The organism is Leifsonia sp. 115AMFTsu3.1, assembly GCF_004362795.1.
In the GTDB taxonomy this organism is placed as follows: Bacteria; Actinomycetota; Actinomycetes; order Actinomycetales; family Microbacteriaceae; genus Leifsonia.
Window position 1 is genome coordinate 861,036 of record NZ_SNYB01000001.1, and the last position, 15,470, is coordinate 876,505.

At 70.0% G+C, this 15,470-nt stretch carries 17 protein-coding genes; 9 read left to right on the forward strand and 8 right to left on the reverse strand.

The genetic code is table 11. The features are described 5' to 3' along the window. Window positions 1-119 precede the first annotated feature (119 nt). From AXZ95_RS04285 to AXZ95_RS04295, 3 genes are read right to left on the reverse strand one after another with little or no spacing between them, the layout of a single operon-like run. Window positions 120-728: a response regulator transcription factor gene (locus AXZ95_RS04285; RefSeq protein WP_026307049.1), complete on the reverse strand. Its 609-nt coding sequence runs from the start codon at window positions 726-728 to the stop codon at window positions 120-122. After that, window positions 725-1,756 carry an ATP-binding protein gene (locus AXZ95_RS04290; protein WP_018189777.1) on the reverse strand — a complete coding sequence of 344 codons (1,032 nt, stop codon included), beginning with the start codon at window positions 1,754-1,756 and terminating at the stop codon, window positions 725-727. The genes AXZ95_RS04285 and AXZ95_RS04290 overlap by 4 nt, the downstream gene beginning before the upstream one ends. Before the next feature lie 9 nt (window positions 1,757-1,765). Further along, on the reverse strand, window positions 1,766-2,662 hold the full coding sequence (locus AXZ95_RS04295; RefSeq protein ID WP_018189778.1) for a UbiA family prenyltransferase: 897 nt from the start codon (window positions 2,660-2,662) through the stop codon (window positions 1,766-1,768). 117 nt (window positions 2,663-2,779) lie between these two features. Here AXZ95_RS04295 and AXZ95_RS04300 point away from each other — a divergent pair, with 117 nt between their 5' ends. Next, on the forward strand, window positions 2,780-3,379 hold the full coding sequence (locus AXZ95_RS04300) for a pentapeptide repeat-containing protein (RefSeq protein WP_018189779.1): 600 nt from the start codon (window positions 2,780-2,782) through the stop codon (window positions 3,377-3,379). On the opposite strand, the gene AXZ95_RS04305 is transcribed toward AXZ95_RS04300, so the two are convergent. Genes AXZ95_RS04305 through AXZ95_RS04320 form a run of 4 tightly spaced genes read right to left on the reverse strand, consistent with a single transcriptional unit; the run spans window position 3,376 to window position 6,080 of the window. After that, on the reverse strand, window positions 3,376-3,753 hold the full coding sequence (locus AXZ95_RS04305; RefSeq protein ID WP_018189780.1) for a carboxymuconolactone decarboxylase family protein: 378 nt from the start codon (window positions 3,751-3,753) through the stop codon (window positions 3,376-3,378). The two genes, AXZ95_RS04300 and AXZ95_RS04305, sit on opposite strands and share 4 nt — an antisense overlap. Then, on the reverse strand, window positions 3,750-4,238 hold the full coding sequence (locus AXZ95_RS04310) for a MarR family transcriptional regulator (RefSeq protein ID WP_018189781.1): 489 nt from the start codon (window positions 4,236-4,238) through the stop codon (window positions 3,750-3,752). The genes AXZ95_RS04305 and AXZ95_RS04310 overlap by 4 nt, the downstream gene beginning before the upstream one ends. Continuing rightward, the gene (locus AXZ95_RS04315; RefSeq protein WP_018189782.1) at window positions 4,235-5,104 is read right to left on the reverse strand and encodes an MBL fold metallo-hydrolase; all 870 of its coding nucleotides are present in this window, start codon (window positions 5,102-5,104) and stop codon (window positions 4,235-4,237) included. Before AXZ95_RS04315 ends, AXZ95_RS04310 begins: the two co-directional genes overlap by 4 nt. A gap of 37 nt (window positions 5,105-5,141) precedes the next feature. Further along, on the reverse strand, window positions 5,142-6,080 hold the full coding sequence (locus tag AXZ95_RS04320; protein WP_231374337.1) for a LacI family DNA-binding transcriptional regulator: 939 nt from the start codon (window positions 6,078-6,080) through the stop codon (window positions 5,142-5,144). 183 nt (window positions 6,081-6,263) lie between these two features. On the opposite strand from AXZ95_RS04320, the gene AXZ95_RS04325 reads away from it, so the two are divergent. The 8 genes from AXZ95_RS04325 to AXZ95_RS04360 are packed head-to-tail and all read left to right on the forward strand — an operon-like array spanning window position 6,264 to window position 14,781. Then, entirely contained in the window at window positions 6,264-7,790 is a 1,527-nt protein-coding gene (locus AXZ95_RS04325) for a mannitol dehydrogenase family protein (protein WP_018189784.1), read from the forward strand. Next, the gene (locus AXZ95_RS04330) at window positions 7,787-8,836 is read left to right on the forward strand and encodes an L-idonate 5-dehydrogenase (RefSeq protein WP_018189785.1); all 1,050 of its coding nucleotides are present in this window, start codon (window positions 7,787-7,789) and stop codon (window positions 8,834-8,836) included. Before AXZ95_RS04325 ends, AXZ95_RS04330 begins: the two co-directional genes overlap by 4 nt. A gap of 42 nt (window positions 8,837-8,878) precedes the next feature. Continuing rightward, entirely contained in the window at window positions 8,879-10,279 is a 1,401-nt protein-coding gene (locus tag AXZ95_RS04335) for an MFS transporter (protein WP_018189786.1), read from the forward strand. A gap of 16 nt (window positions 10,280-10,295) precedes the next feature. Continuing rightward, window positions 10,296-11,525, forward strand: a complete 1,230-nt coding sequence (gene manD, locus AXZ95_RS04340) for a D-mannonate dehydratase ManD (protein WP_018189787.1) — start codon at window positions 10,296-10,298, stop codon at window positions 11,523-11,525. Next, window positions 11,515-12,168 carry a bifunctional 4-hydroxy-2-oxoglutarate aldolase/2-dehydro-3-deoxy-phosphogluconate aldolase gene (locus tag AXZ95_RS04345; protein ID WP_018189788.1) on the forward strand — a complete coding sequence of 218 codons (654 nt, stop codon included), beginning with the start codon at window positions 11,515-11,517 and terminating at the stop codon, window positions 12,166-12,168. The genes manD and AXZ95_RS04345 overlap by 11 nt, the downstream gene beginning before the upstream one ends. Next, complete coding sequence (locus tag AXZ95_RS04350; RefSeq protein WP_018189789.1) at window positions 12,165-13,127, forward strand: sugar kinase; 963 nt, start codon at window positions 12,165-12,167, stop codon at window positions 13,125-13,127. Before AXZ95_RS04345 ends, AXZ95_RS04350 begins: the two co-directional genes overlap by 4 nt. A 52-nt stretch (window positions 13,128-13,179) precedes the next feature. Next, window positions 13,180-13,845: a TetR/AcrR family transcriptional regulator gene (locus AXZ95_RS04355; protein ID WP_018189790.1), complete on the forward strand. Its 666-nt coding sequence runs from the start codon at window positions 13,180-13,182 to the stop codon at window positions 13,843-13,845. 51 nt (window positions 13,846-13,896) lie between these two features. Further along, window positions 13,897-14,781, forward strand: a complete 885-nt coding sequence (locus tag AXZ95_RS04360) for an alpha/beta hydrolase (protein WP_018189791.1) — start codon at window positions 13,897-13,899, stop codon at window positions 14,779-14,781. A 6-nt stretch (window positions 14,782-14,787) separates the two neighbouring features. Here the strand turns inward: AXZ95_RS04360 and AXZ95_RS04365 are convergent, their stop codons facing one another. Next, window positions 14,788-15,459, reverse strand: coding sequence for an ABC transporter ATP-binding protein (locus tag AXZ95_RS04365; protein WP_018189792.1), 672 nt, complete (start codon window positions 15,457-15,459; stop codon window positions 14,788-14,790). Window positions 15,460-15,470 lie beyond the last annotated feature (11 nt).

A 15,470-nucleotide genomic window follows, 5' to 3' on the forward strand; every position in this document is an offset into this window, starting at 1 on the left:
AAGGTGTATTCATTTGGGGGAGGGAAGCGATTACTTTCAATGTGCGCCTTCGGGGGAACGGCGCTGGTGGTGGCGGGAGCGGGGGCCTGCCACCGCCCCAAACTCTTCAGCAAACAGCGTCAGTCGAGCAGCCCCAGGCGCGCGGCCTTCCGGACGGCGTCGATCCGGGATGTGGCTCCCAGCTTCTCGTACATGTTCGTCGTATGCCGCTTGACCGTGCCCTCGGCGATCGACAGCGACATCGCGATGTCGCGGTTCGAATACGCCTGGGCGATCATCCGGAGCACCTCCTGCTCACGCACCGTGAGGATGGCGCCGGCTGCCTCCGCGTCGGCGCCCGCCTCCGCCGCTTCTCCGACGGGCGGGGTCGCACGGGCGATCACCGCGATCAGCTGCTCGCTGCCTACGGTCTTGGTGACGAAGGCCGCCGCTCCGGCGCGCAACAGCTGCCGTTCGAGCACGGCGTCGCTGTGCATCGTGAGGATGACGACCGCCGTCTCCGGGTGATGCCGCCGGATGCGCGCGATCGTCTGCTCCGCCGGCACCCCTGGGATCTCGACGTCGAGGAGCAGCACGTCGGGCGCATGCTCGGCGACGAGCGCCCACGCCTCCTCGCTGGACCCGCCCTCCCCGACGATCCGGAACCGGTCCTCGATGAGCGCCCGGATGCCCTGGCGGAACATCCCGTGGTCGTCGATCAGGACCACGGTTCGCATTTCGTCGTTCATGCGGCTTCCCGCCCTCTCGGAATGGTCAGTGTGAGCACGGTCCCGGTGCCGAGACCCGGAGCGATGTGGAGGTCGGCGCCGATCAGTTCGGCACGCTCCTGCGCCGCGATCAGGCCGAGTGCGCCCGACCGGACCGCTTCGTGGGCGAATCCGTGCCCGTTGTCGCTCACCACGATGGTGAGAGTGCGGCGGTCCCAGCGCGAGTGGACACGGATGAGTTCGGCGCCGGAGTGCCGTCGCGCGTTGTGCACCGCCTCGCGGACGATGATGAACGCCTCCTCCTGAACTGCGGTGGAGAGGCGGTACGGCTCCCCGTCGACCGTGGTCTCGACCGGCGGGCCCGAGTCGTCGAGGTCGCCGACGTAGTCGCGCAGCGCCTCGTCGAGCCGCTTGTCGCCCACGGCGTGACGGAGGTCGAGGGCGATCGCGCGGGTCTCGTCGAGTGCGGCGCCGAACAGCTGCAAGCCTTCCCGCAGGCGGGGATCCGACGCGTCGTCGACGCCCCCGAGCTGGAACCGCTGGAGACCAGCGGCGATGCTGTGCGCCACGCGGTCGTGCAGTTCGCGCGAGATGCTGAGGCGCTCCTCGCTGTGGGCGACGGCCAGGCGTTCCAGCAGCACATCGACGTACCCGATCGAGGCCGGGACGACGGCATCCATGATGGAGGCGTTCAGGGCCCGCGCCAGATCGGCGAGGCTGACGGCCGAGTCCTGGTCGGCGCTGATGATCGAGAACGCGACATCGAAGAGCTCGGTCGCCGCGCTGAGACTGTCGACCGGGTGGATGTTCTGGCGCGCCCGCGTCTCGCCCACGCCGGACCCGTGCCGGGCCGGAGTCGCGAGCCGTCCCGCACCGGCTGGGCGGCCGAGCCGGTCGAAGGTGCGGTCGAGGATCCAGTCGACCTGCGCCACGAGCTGCTCGCTCACGTCGGGGTCTGCGACCAGCGTGCTCTCCGCGCCCCGGAGCCGCTCGAACAGCGCCTCCACGATGCGGTCACGCAATGCGACTCCGTCGTTACCGATCACCACGTCCGACCCTCAGCTCTCGAGCGCGCCTAGAAGCGCTGCGACGTTCAGAGCGTACTGACCCGCCATGAAGGAGCGGTACGGCCGCTTGTCGCGTCGGCGGTCTCCGCCATCGACCAGCAGGGTGAAGGCGATCACGACGGGACCGGCGACGCCGAGGGCGATCAGGGCCCGCAGCTGGTGGACGAGTGCACCGAGGGCCATCGCCGTGGCCGACACGACACCCGTTCCGATCGCCACCACGACGCGGGCGCGCTGGATTCCGAGCATCACCGGAAGGGTCCGGCGCCCTTCCGCCGCGTCACCCGCGACGTCTCCGAAGTCCTTGGTGTGCCCGGCGACCGCGATCCAGCAGGACGCCACCGCCGCGAAGACCAGCGCGGATGTCGGCACCGTTTCGGCAACGACGAGCGCCGCAGCGAGATACGTCAGGAACACCCCGGCGGCCGCGATGATGAGTGCCGCGATCGCCGCCTTCTTGGCCGCCCACGGCCCGACCGAGTAGACGAGTCCGAGGCCCACGAACGCCACCACGGCGAGCAGGAACGGGCGGGGGAGCAGGGAGGCCATGAGGAGCGATAGCGCGAGCAGAGTCGCCGCGATCGCGGACGCCGACGGCAGATCCAGCCTGCCGGTCGCCAGGGGGCGGGGTGAGCCATTGAGTCGGTCGCCTTCGACGTCGCTGATCCCGTTGATCAGGTAGACGGCCCATACCGCGAGCATCCACGAGGACGCGCCGAGCCACTGCGCCGCTGACGCCCCGTCCTCGCCGGCGGCCAGCAGCCTGCCGACGAGGAAGCGGAGCGCGAAGACGCCCATCACCACCGGACGGCCCTCGAGGAAGGCCAGCCCCACCCGGGTCGCGCAGGACGCGAAGGCGCCCAGGTTCGGGTGGGCCGCGGTGCTCATCCGCTCATTGTCGAGTGGTCCTCACCATTTCGGGGGCCCGATCGACTACAACGAAAGTCACATTCCGCGGGGCAGGTGGCCGCCGCCCGCCGCTCCGCGCCGGGCTAGGCTCGCCTCGTGACGGACGGCGGAGAGACCATCAAGGGCGAGGACTGGTACGGGCGCGAGCTCGACTCGGTCGAGTACACCGGGGTCGTGTTCGACGACGTCGACTTCACCGAGCTGCGCAGCAGGGGCGCGACCTTCACCGAGTGCGTGTTCCGCAAGGTGCGTTTCAACGTGAGCGAGCACGACGACTCGGCGTTCGTGAACTGCCGCTTCGAGTTCTGCAACTTCTTCGACGCGAGCTTCCGGCGCTGCAAGGTCACCGGCAGCTCCTTCCAGGGATGCGAGTTCTCCTTGCTGAAGGTCACGGGCGGCAACTGGTCGTTCGTCGGTCTGCGGCGCGCGGAGCTACGGGGTGCGTCGTTCGAGGGAGTCCGCCTGCGCGAGGCCGACCTCTCCGAGGCGCGGTGTCAGGACGCCCGGTTCGAGGGATGCGACCTCAGCGCCGCGACGCTGACCAGCGCAGACCTCACCGCGGCGAGCATCGCGGGAAGTGACCTGACGGGCGTCGACCCGTCGGAGGTCGTCCTCCGCGGCACGGTCATCGACGAGCGACAGGCGGTCGTGCTGGCCGAGGCGCTGGGGATGGTCGTCGTGCCGACCCCTCGTTAGGCCAGAGGTCGAGTCCGGCGCACGGTGGCCATGGCGGCCGATGTCGCCGGCTGACCGAGGTAGGCGGTCAGCAGGATCATCAGCGAGGCCAGCCCGTCTTCGGTGACCCCGTTGGCGCGGGCGGCCGAGAGATAGGTCGCCAGCCGGTCGTCGACGACGTGTTGGCCGACGAGGGCGGCGATGACCGCGATCGACCGGTCGCGATCGGTGAGCTGATCGCCCTGCCAGCCGGGGCCGCCGGCGGCCAGGAACGCCTCCCGCGTGTATGCGGCGCCGGCGCGTTCGGTCATCATCGCCTCGACCTGCGTCTCGTCGACGCCGACGTTGCGCGCGTAGGTCGCCCTTCCGGCGGCGATCCGGTCGTTCTCGGTCATGGCCGCGATCCGTCGGTGTCGGTGTCGGTGTCGCCGACGATGGCGAAGAGGATGCGACGAAGTCGGACGATGTCGTCGTCGTCGAAGTCGCGCAACGCGTGGCGTTCGGCTTCGTCTGCCGACCGCGCCGCCGCGGACCGCAGGGCTTCGCCCTCCTCGGTGATGACCGGGATGCGGGCGCGCCGATCGCGCGGGTCGGGGCGTCGCTCGATGAGGCCGTTCCGCTCCAGCCGGTCGAGCTGGCTGGTGAGGGTGGTCTTGTCCAGCCCCAGAACCCTGCCGAGCTCGATCTGGGTCAGCCCCGTCGTCTTGTCGAGGGCGCTCAGGATGATGTAGTCGCGCAGCTGGAGCCCGTGCGCGACGGCCTCCCGTTCGGTGACCGCATGCATGCGCTGCGCCGCCCGGTGCAGGAGCCAGGTGATCTCGGACTCTGGTCCGGGACCGGCTGCGGACGCCTCGGCAGGGGCTGGAGATTCCGCGGTCATCGTTGGCTCCCATCCACGGTCGGGAATCGGGCGGGCAGTGCTGCGATGCTCTCATACGCGCCGCCGTCGTGGGCGGGCACGATCCGCATGAGGTCTCTGAGCGCGATCACCCGTTGCAGGTTCTCACGCACTTTCGCCGCATCCGTGTCCGCCATCTTCCGCATCAGCCACGGACGTTCGAGCCCGTCGGTGATCGCATCGAACTGCCAGGCGATGTCTCCGATGAACGCGTAGCGATCGCCGTCGGGCACGGTCACGAAGACCACGACGGAGCCGAAGGTGTGCCCACCCGCTTCAGCGATCACCACCGAGCCGTCGCCGTACACGTCATGGCTGGCGGGGAAGCCGAGGTAAGCGGGCCCGTCGAAGGCGTACTGGTGGACGGGCAGGCCGGCCGACACCGTCCGGAACACGGCGCCATGCGTGTCTTCTGCGCCGTATCGCATTTCATCCGCGTTGATCCAGATGGGGACGTGCAGGCTGTCGAGACCGCTCACGTGGTCCCAGTGGACGTGGGTGACCAGCACTCCGCGCAGGTTCGCCCAGTCGTAGCCCGCGGCGTCGAGCTGCTCCTTCACCGTCTTCTCGCGCGAATACCGAGCGCGTTCGACCCGAGGGAGCAGGGCGACATGGTCGGACAGGTCCGCTCCGAAACCGGCGTCGATCAACAGGTCCCCGGCGGGGTGGGTGATGAGCGCCGACGAGGCTGCGAAGTGGCGCTTGTCACGGAAGGCCCCACCTTTCACGGCGAAAGCCGCCCGGGTCTCGTAGAAGCCGGTCGGTAGCCGATACAAGGACATGCCCTGCGGCGGGGATGCGTCCGGCAGGCCGAGCGACCAGGGTGCGACAGCGAGATGATTGGTCATGAGCAGATAGTACCATTTTGGACTATCTTGAAATGAACTACTTTGGAGCCGCCGTCGTTCCCCGGACGATGAGTTGCGAGCCGAGTGTTGCGGCTTCCGTGAGCGTTGCGCCGGCCATCACCTGCAGCAGGAGCTCGACGGCGAGCGCTCCGCATCGCTCGATCGGCATCTTGACCGTCGTCAGCCCGGGGTTCACGGCGCTGGCCATGTCGATGTCGTCGATTCCGATGATGCTGATGTCGGCCGGGCAGGACCGTCCCATCTCCGACATGCCGGCTTCGAGGCCGAGCGCGACGAGGTCGTTGTAGGCGATGACGGCCGTCGCCCCGCTCGCGATCACGGGCGCGGCCGCGGCCCGCCCGCCTTCGATCGACGCCGCTTGGTGGCTCAGGTGCGTGAGGCGGATGCCGAACCGCTCGCACGCCTTCGTGATCGTGGCGGCGCGCCGGCCGTCTGCCCAGGATCCTGTCGGCCCGGCCGCATAGGCGATGTGCGTGTGGCCGAGTGCAGCGAGATGCTCGACCGCCTGCTGCGGCCCGTTCTCCATGTCCATGAGCACGCAGGGGGCGCCCTCGATGAAGCGGTTGACGATGACGAAGGGGGTGTCTCCGGCGAGCGTGAGCACCTCGTCGTCCGGCAGGCGGGGTGAGCACAGCAGCATGCCGTCGAGCTTGCGCGCCTGCTCGATCTGCTCCCGCTCGCGCCAGCGATCCTCGTCGGTGTCGAACAGTACGGTGCGGTGACGACCGTGCCATGCCTGCGAGTGGATGGCCTTGAGAAGCGTGGCATAGACGGGGTTGGCGACGTCCGGCACGACGACGCCGAACGAGCGGGTGGCGGTCGCCACCTGGGGGCTGTCGTAACCGAGATCATTGGCGGCCTGGAGCACCCGGTCTCGTGTGGCGGTCGCGAGGCGGTCGGGTTCTCCGAAGGCGCGGGATGCCGTGGCGATCGAGACGCCCGCGCGTCGCGCCACGTCAGTCAGCGTCGCACCCATTGCCGCCTCTCCGGTGTTGCGGGAACAGTTGTTCCATCATGGCTCATCCTGCAACATGGAATGCGTCTTGACAATTTTGTACAAACCATTCACACTCTTTTCCATGCCGATCATCGAAGATCCCAGGACCCGCCGACGGGCACCTCGAACCGGGGTGCACTCGTGAGCGGCACTCCGCAGCGCCTGTCGCGCTCCCACCACGGTGCTGTCCCGCTCCCCGAGACTCCCGCCCGTGCCGGAATCCTCCACCTGGGCCTCGGCAGCTTCCACCGCGCACACCAGGCGGTCTACACGGCTGCGGCCATCGCGGCCGACGGCGGCGACTGGGGCATCGTGGGCGTCGCCTCGCGATCGCGGACCGTCGTCGACGCGATGCGCGCACAGGACCTGCTCTCCTCGGTCGCGACGATCTCGCCCGAGGGAATGTCGCTGAGTATCCCGGGCGTGCACACCGACGCCTTCGTCGCGGCGGACGAGCCCCAGCGCGTCGTCGAGAGCATCGCCGACCCCGACATCCGCATCGTCACGCTCACGGTCACCGAGAACGGCTACAGCTCCTCGCCCGCGACCGGTCGCCTCGACACTGCCGACCCGACCATCGTCTCCGACCTGCGCGGAGGCCACCCTCACTCGACCATCGGACAGCTCGCGCGCGGCATCCAGCGGCGTGCCGCGGCATCCGGAGCGCCTCTGACGATCCTCAGCTGCGACAACCTCGCCGCCAACGGCGCCCGCACGAAGGCTCTCGTCCGCGAGTTCCTGGAGGCTCTGCCCGCCAGCGAGGGCGGCGAGGCGCTGGCCTTCCTCGAGTCGTCGGTCTCGTTCCCCTCGAGCATGGTCGACCGCATCGTCCCGTCGACGACGCCCGCGCTCCGCAGCGAGGTGTCGTCGCTTCTCGGCGCGTGGGACGAGATCCCCGTCCCCGCCGAGCCCTTCACGATGTGGGCGGTCGAGGACGACTTCGCCGCAGGACGGCCCGCCTGGGAGGCCGGAGGAGCGGTCTTCAGCACGGAGGTCGGCCGCTACGAGGACATGAAGGTGCGGCTCCTCAACGGAACGCATTCGTTGATCGCCTACCTGGGCGCGCTGCAGAACGCCGAGTCGATCCCGGATGCCGTGGGCCGGCCGGCGATCGAGCGTGCAGCGCGCGCGGTGCTCGCCCACGAGTACACGCCGTCCATCCAGGTCCCGTCGGGCGTCGACATCGCGGAGTACGAGCGTCAGCTGTTCCTCCGCTGGGGCAACACCGCACTCGGGCACAAGACGAGCCAGGTCGGCACGGACGGCTCCGTCAAACTGCGTCAGCGCATCCCCGAGCCGGCGCTCCGGCTGCTCGATCGCGGCGAGATGCCGCACATGATCGCCCTCACCGTGGCCGCCTACCTCTCCTGCATCGCACCCCGGCCCGGATTCGATCCCGGCCCCTTCGCCGCCGCGATGAAGGATGCCGCCCGCGAGCGACTGATCCCGCTCGCCGGGTCGGCCCGTACCGGGGCCGACCTCGCCGCGGCCTCGATCACGGACCTCGGGCTCTTCGGCGCCGACCTCGCCGACCGTCCGGCGTTCATCGAGCGGGTCGGCGAGCTGGTCGACACGATCGAACGCGACGGCGTCTCGGCGGCGATCACGGAGAGCGTCACGGCGGCGGAGACCGACATCAGGTCACGAGCATCGGAGGTCCCGGCATGAGCACGGTGAACCCGACCCACGATCACGAGGAAGGCGCGACGATGAAGGCGCTCGCCATCCACGGCAAGGAAGACATCCGCTGGGAGGACCGCGAGGTGCCTCAGCCCGCGTCGGGCGAGGTGCGGCTCCGGGTCCGGTACGTCGGCATTTGCGGTTCCGATCTGCACTACTACTTCCACGGCGCGAACGGCGAGTACACCATCCGGGAGCCGCTTACGCCGGGCCATGAGCTCTCGGCCGTCGTCGACCTCGACCCGTCGGGGCGCCTCGCCACCGGGACCCCCGTGACGGTGCACCCGGCCCGCCACGGCGCAGATGTGCCCGGCCTCGAGGACAGGCCGCACCTGCGGCCCGGCGGCGACTACTTCGGCAGCGCCGCCACCATGCCGCATCGCCAGGGCGGCGCCGCGGAGTACCTCCTCGTCGAGGAACACATGGTCCGTGTTCTCCCCGAGGGCCTTCCGCTGGAACGTGCGGCACTCGCAGAGCCGCTCGCCGTCGCCCTGCACGCCGTCAGCCTGGCGGGCGACATCAGCGGAAAGCGTGTGCTCGTCATCGGCGCGGGCCCCATCGGACTGCTCGTCGTCTCGGCGGCCGTACACGCGGGGGCCGCCACCGTCGGCGCGAGCGACGTGCGCGCCGAGCCCCTCGATCGCGCCGCGGCCCTGGGCGCGAGCGAGCCCGTGCTCGTCGGCCGCGACTCCATCGCGGACGAGTCGTATGACGTCGTCTTCGAATGCTCCGGCGTCCCCGTCTCCGTCACCCAGGCCGTCCGCGCGGCGCGCCGGGCGGGAACCGTCGTGCAGGTCGGGATGCTCGCCGACGCGGAGATCGGCGTCAACCTCGCGCCGATGCTCGCCAAGGAGCTGACCCTCCGCGGCGCATTCCGCTTCTCGACCGAGATCGACGACGCCGTCGCGATGCTCGCCGAGTCGGACGCCCTCGACTCCGTCATCTCGCACACCATCGACGCCGCAGACGCCGTCGACGCGTTCCGGGTCGCGCGCGACTCGTCCGCGTCGGCCAAGGTCCTTCTGCGTCTCTGACCCTCCACCACCCTCCCCCCACTCATTTACGAAGGAGTAACGATGAGCACTTCCAACGTCCCCGGTGTGGACGCCTCCGCGCCCCCGCAGACGGTCGAGAGATCGACCGGCGACCTCGTCCGCGCCGCGGTCTCGGGCTGGCTGGGCACGGCACTGGAGTTCATGGACTTCCAGCTCTACTCCCTGGCCGCCGCCCTCGTCTTCAGCCAGCTGTTCTTCGCCGGGGAGGAGCCCGGCATGGCCGTCGTGCTCGCCATGGCGACCTACGGCGTCGGCTACATCGCCCGCCCGCTCGGCGCCTGGTACTTCGGCCGGATGGGCGACAAGGTCGGCCGCCGCAAGGTCCTCTTCTACACGATCCTGCTCATGGGGCTCGCGACGACGCTCATCGGCTTCCTGCCGACGTACGCGCAGGCCGGCATCCTCGCGCCGATCATGCTCGTCGTGCTGCGTCTGGCGCAGGGCTTCGGCGCCGGCGCGGAGATCTCCGGTGCCGGCGTCATGCTCGCCGAGTACGCTCCCGCGCGTCGGCGCGGCATCATCGCCTCCCTCGTCGCGCTCGGCACGAACTGCGGAACGCTCTTCGCCTCCGCGATCTGGGCACTCCTCCTCGCCGTCATGATGGAGGACGACGTCATCGCCTGGGGCTGGCGGATCCCCTTCATCGCGAGCTCCATCGTGATGGTGTTCGCCGTCTGGGTGCGCTTCCGCCTCAAGGAGAGCCCCGTCTTCGAGGAGCGCACCGACGTCGTCGACGGCAAGGCGCTCTCGCGCGATGAGATGGTCGACCTCGCGACCAAGAGCAACGACCTCCGCGCGCTCGAGGCCCTGCGGAAGAAGCCGGTCAAGGCGACGCTCGTGTCGTTCTTCCTCCGCTTCGGCCAGGCCGGCAACTCGGGTCTGATCCAGACCTACATGATCTCCTTCATCACGATCACGCTCGCCGTCCAGAAGGGCGTCGGCCCCGAGATCGTGATCGTCTCCTCGCTCATCGGCTTCGGCACCATCCCGCTGGTCGGCTGGCTCGGCGACCTGTTCGGCCGCCGGCGGATGTACATCATCATGACGTCGCTTTCGCTCGTGCTGATCATCCCGACGATGCTCGCGATCAACACCAAGGAGGTCGGCTGGATCTTCGTCGGCTACGCCGTGATCCACAACGTCTCGGTCCTCGGCCTCGCGTCCATGGAGAACATCTCGCTCCCCGAGATCTTCGGAGCGCGGAACCGCTACACGCTGACGGCCATCGTCCGCGAGATCGCCGCCATCATCGCCACCGGCATCGGCCCGATCATCGCTGCGGCCTGGGTCGCCGCGACGACCGGCAGCATCATCCCGGTGATGGTGCTGCTCGGCATCTACACCGTGTGCGCACTGGTCGCCGCGATCGTTGCGCCCGAGTGGACGGGGCGCGACCTCACCGACCCGCGCGCCGCGATGTGACAAGGAAGGACGATCAATGACCATCGACCGCGTCGATACCATCATCACCAGCCCCGGACGCAACTTCGTCACCCTCAAGATCACGACCTCGGACGGCATCGTCGGCTGGGGGGACGCCACACTGAACGGGCGCGAGCTCTCGGTCGCCTCCTACCTGGAGGACCATGTCGCCTCCACTCTCATCGGCCGTGACGAGGACCGCATCGAGGACACCTGGCAGTACCTCTACCGCGGCCCCTACTGGCGGCGCGGACCGGTCACGATGGCGGCCATCGCCGCGGTCGACATGGCCCTGTGGGACATCAAGGCCAAGAAGGCCGGGATGCCGCTCTACCAGCTCCTCGGCGGTGCGAGCCGGTCGGGTGTCCGCGTCTACGCCCACGCCTCCGGCACCGACTACGACGCGCTCGCGAACGCGATCACCGGCTACCAGGAGCTCGGTTTCACCGCCGTGCGCGTGCAGACCGGTGTGCCGGGGCTCGGTCAGATCTACGGCGTCTCGGCGGCCGGACCCGGGGTGCGCTACGACTATGAGCCGGCCAAGCGCGCCGAGAACGGCCGCCCGAGCGAAGAGACGTGGGACACCCGCAACTACCTCAACCACATGCCGGGGATCTTCGCCAAGATCCGCGAGGACTTCGGCACCGACCTCCGGATCCTCCACGACGGCCACCACCGGATGACGCCGATCGAGGCCGCGCGCTTCGCGAAGGACATCGAGCCGTACGACCTGTTCTGGCTCGAGGACTGCACCCCGGGCGAGGACCAGACGGCGCTCCGTCTCGTGCGCCAGCACTCGACGACGCCGCTCGCGATCGGCGAGGTCTTCAACACCGTCTTCGACTACCAGACGCTCATCACCGAGCGCCTCATCGACTACGTCCGCTCCGCGGTCACCCACACCGGCGGCATCACCGCGATGAAGAAGCTGCTCGACTTCGCCGCGATCTACGGGATCAAGTCCGGCATCCACGGTCCGACCGACATCTCGCCCGTCGGGATGGCGGCAGCGCTCCACCTCGACCTCGCGATCCACAACTTCGGCATCCAGGAGTACATGCCGCACAACGAGCAGACGCTGGAGGTGTTCCAGACGTCGTTCACGTTCGACCGCGGCTTCCTTCACCCGGGGGAGGAGCCCGGGCTCGGTGTCGAGCTCGACGAGGACGCGGCGGCCGCCTTCGAGTACACCAAGGCCTACCTCCCCGTGAATCGGCTCACGGACGGGACCGTCCATGACTGGTGACGTCGCGCGGCTTCCGCTCCCGCAGAAGACGGCGCAGTCGCGGCTCATCGTCGTGGCGCGAGCCCGGAGCGCCGAGGACTACGACCCCGTGCTGGAGGTGCTCATCGATGCCGGCATCCGCAGTGTCGAGCTGACCCTCACGACACCGGGGACGATCGAGCACCTCCCGGGGCTGATCGAGCGCTTCGGCGATGACGTCGACCTCGGCATCGGGACCGTGACCGACACGGACCAGCTCCGGCGTGCAGTGGATGCGGGCGCCCGCTACCTCGTCACACCGATCACGGTTCCCTCGCTCCTCGCCGCGGCCGTGGAGGCCGGTGTGCCGCTCGTTCCCGGCGGGTTCACGCCGACCGAGTTGTTCGCCTCGTGGTCGGCCGGGGCGTCCGCCGTCAAGGTGTTCCCTGCCGGACGGCTCGGCGCGGGATACGTCAAGGATCTGCGGGGACCGTTCCCCGACATCGAGGTGGTGCCGTCCGGAGGCATCGACCTCGAGAGCGCCGCGCAGTGGCTCGCGGCCGGTGCCGCGGCCGTGAGCGTCGGCGGCCCGCTGCTGGGCGACGCGTTCCAGGGCGGCGACCTCGTCGCCCTGGGTGAGCGGGCCCGCGCGTTCGTCGCTGTCACCGCCGGGGGCAGGGCATGACCGTGTCCGACCGCCGACGGGTCGCGACGCTCGGCGAGACGATGGCTCTCGTGCGCAGCCGCGACATCGGCAGCCTCCGGCACGCGTCCGACCTCGCTCTGGGCGTCGGCGGCGCCGAGAGCAACGTCGCGATCGCCCTGCGCAGGCTCGGCGTCGACGTCACGTGGCTCGGTCGGGTCGGCGACGATTCGCTGGGGGAGCGCGTCGTGCGCGAGATCCGCGCGGAGGGGGTCGACGCGCGCGCCGTCGTGGATGCGGGCGCCCCGACGGGCCTCATGCTCAAGGAGCGTCCCAACCCGACCTCGACCCGCGTGCTGTACTACCGATCCGGCTCGGCCGGATCGCGCCTGTCGCCCTCCGACCTGCCCGACGGCTGGATCGAACAGGCCGACCTGCTCCATCTCACGGGGATCACGGCCCTCATCTCCGAATCGGCCCGCGAGACCCTCTCGGTCGCGATCGACCGCGCCCGAGCGGCCGGCGTCGTGGTGACCTTCGACATCAACTACCGATCCTCTCTCGCTGCCCCGGCCGTCGCGGGGCCGTGGCTCCGGGAGGTGGCCGAACGCGCCGACATCGTGTTCGGCGGCGCGGAGGAGTTCGAACTGCTCTCCCCGGGTACGGATGCCGCGGCCGCGTGCGAGCGCCTCCTCGCGCATCGCCCCACGGAGGTCGTGCTCAAGCGCGGCGCCGAGGGCGCGACGACCATACTGCGGACGCAGGCGGTCGACGCCCCGGGGTTCGTCGTCGATGTCGTCGACACGGTCGGAGCCGGCGACGCCTTCGTCGCGGGGTACCTGAGCGGCGTCCTGGACGGATCGGACGTCGCGGCGCGCTTGCACCGCGCCAACGTCTGCGGAGCGATGCTCTGCATGACGCCCGGAGATTGGGAGTCGAGTCCCACGCTTCGGGAGGTCCGGCAGTTCACCGCAGGCGTCGGCGACCCCGTGCTCCGCTGACGCGTCTCCCCACCGTTTGGCGATCGAGGCGAATCGCGTTACGATACGGTACGTGTCGTATTCACAGACCAGCCCACGCCGTGCGGGGCGCCCGCGCGACGACAGCCGCGAGTCGCACATCCTCGCCGTCGTCAACGCGCTCCTCGCCGAGCGCGGCTACGACGGCGTCTCGTTCGAGGAGGTCGCCCGCCGAGCCGGCGCCTCCAAGCCGACGCTGTACCGCCGCTGGGCGAACAAGCGCGAGATGGTCGTCGCCGCACTGAAGGTCGGCCCGGCCCGCCGGGACGACGCCGACGCGATCGACACGGGGTCGCTGCGTGGCGACCTGCTGGCGCTGTGCCGCCGCCTGCTCACGACCCTCCGCTCGGCCGACGGCCAGACCGCGCTCGCGCTCCTGCAGGCCGGGTTCGAGGACCCGGAGCTCGGCGAGACGATCGAGCAGACGGTCGGCCCGACCGGTGCGCGCCTTCCGGCGGACGTCGTCGCGGCGGCGGTCCGCCGGGGAGAGCTGCCCGAGGGGGTCGACCCCTTCCCGTTCGAAGAGGTCACCGGCTCCGCGCTCCTGCTCCGCTGCCTCAACGGCCTCGCCGTCACCGACGACTACCTCGAGGCACTGGTCGACACCATCCTGATCCCCGCGCTCCGCGCGACGGCATCCGGCACCCGACCCCTTCCCGCCGGCATCTTCTCCGGTCACCCGGCGACCGCCGACGCCTGACCGCCCACTCCACCGCCCCACGACCCCCCACCACCAGGAGGCAGATCCACCATGGCCACGATCGACGGCTTCAGCTACCAGACCATCCCCGGCAGCGGCGGGATCCCGCTGCACGTCGCGGTCGGCGGGACCGGCCCGGCGGTGGTGCTGCTCCACGGCTTCCCGCAGACCCACTACATGTGGCGCGAGGTCGCGCGGCGGCTCGCCGACGATCACACCGTGATCGTCCCCGACCTCCGCGGCTACGGCGAGAGCGGCAAGCCGGAGGAGGACGGACCGGACACCTACTCCAAGCGCACGATGGGCGACGACGTCGTGGCGGTCGCGTCCGCCCTCGGACACGACCGGTTCGGGCTCATCGGCCATGACCGCGGTGCGCTCGTCGGCGTCCGCGCCGCGCTCGACCACCCGGAGCGCGTGCAGTACCTCGGCATCCTCGACGTGCTGCCCACCCTCGACACCTGGGACGTGCTGCACGGGGTGGATGCGAAGATCGCCTGGCACCTCTACCTGATGGCCCAGCCGGTGGGGCTGCCCGAGCGCATGATCTCCGCGGTCGCCGACGACTTCTTCGCCTCGTTCCTCGACGCGTGGGACACCGACGGCACCACGTTCACGCCGGACGTCCGCAGGCACTACATCGACAGCTCGGTGGCGGCGGTGCCGTCGATCGTCGCCGACTATCGGGCGAGCGCCGGGATCGACCTGGAGCTGGATCGCGCCGATCGCGCCGCGGGCCGTGGGCTGGCCATGCCGGTCGGCGTCCTGTCGCAGGACTGGGGGTCGCAGCTCGGCTTCGACCCGCGCGCGATCTGGGGCGCCTGGTCGGACGACCTGGTCTACGAGCCGATCGACGCCGGCCACTTCATGGCCGAGGAGAAGCCGGATGACGTGGCCGGCTTCATCCGCTCGCTCGCCGCGCGCGCCCGCTCCTAGACCGTGTCAGTCGACCTCGCGCACCTGCCCGTGCTTGATGTGCAGGCGGCGCTGGGCGCGCTTCGCGACCGCGGTGTCATGCGTCACGATCACGACGGTGAGACCGCGGTCGCGCCACAGCCCTTCGAGCAGGTCCATGATCTCGTCCCGCGTCTCCTCGTCCAGGTTGCCCGTCGGCTCGTCCGCCAGCAGCACCTCCGGATCCTTGACCAGCGCCCGCGCGATCGCGACGCGCTGCTGCTGGCCGCCGGAGAGCTCCGACGGCAGGTGGTTGCCTCGGTCGGCGAGCCCGACCGAGGCCAGGGCCTCCGCCGCGCGGCGCTTGCGGTCGGCGGCGCTGACCTTGAGCGGCGCGAGAGCCGTCTCGACGTTCTCCTGAGCCGTGAGGGTCGGGATGAGGTTGAAGCCCTGGAAGACGAACCCGATCTCCTTCGCCCGGATCTTCGTGAGCCGTCCGTCGTGCTGCTTCGAGAGGCTGTCGGCCCCCAGCTCGACCGAGCCGGAGGTCGGCCGGTCGAGCGCCCCGAGCATCTGCAGCAGGGTCGACTTGCCTCCTCCGGTCGGCCCCTGGATGGCGACCAGCTGGCCGTCCGGGATCTCCAGGGTCACGTCGTTGAGGGCGACGACCTGGCGCTTGGACTGGCTGTAGGTCTTGGTGACGTCGGTCAGGGTGTACATGTGTGCTCCTT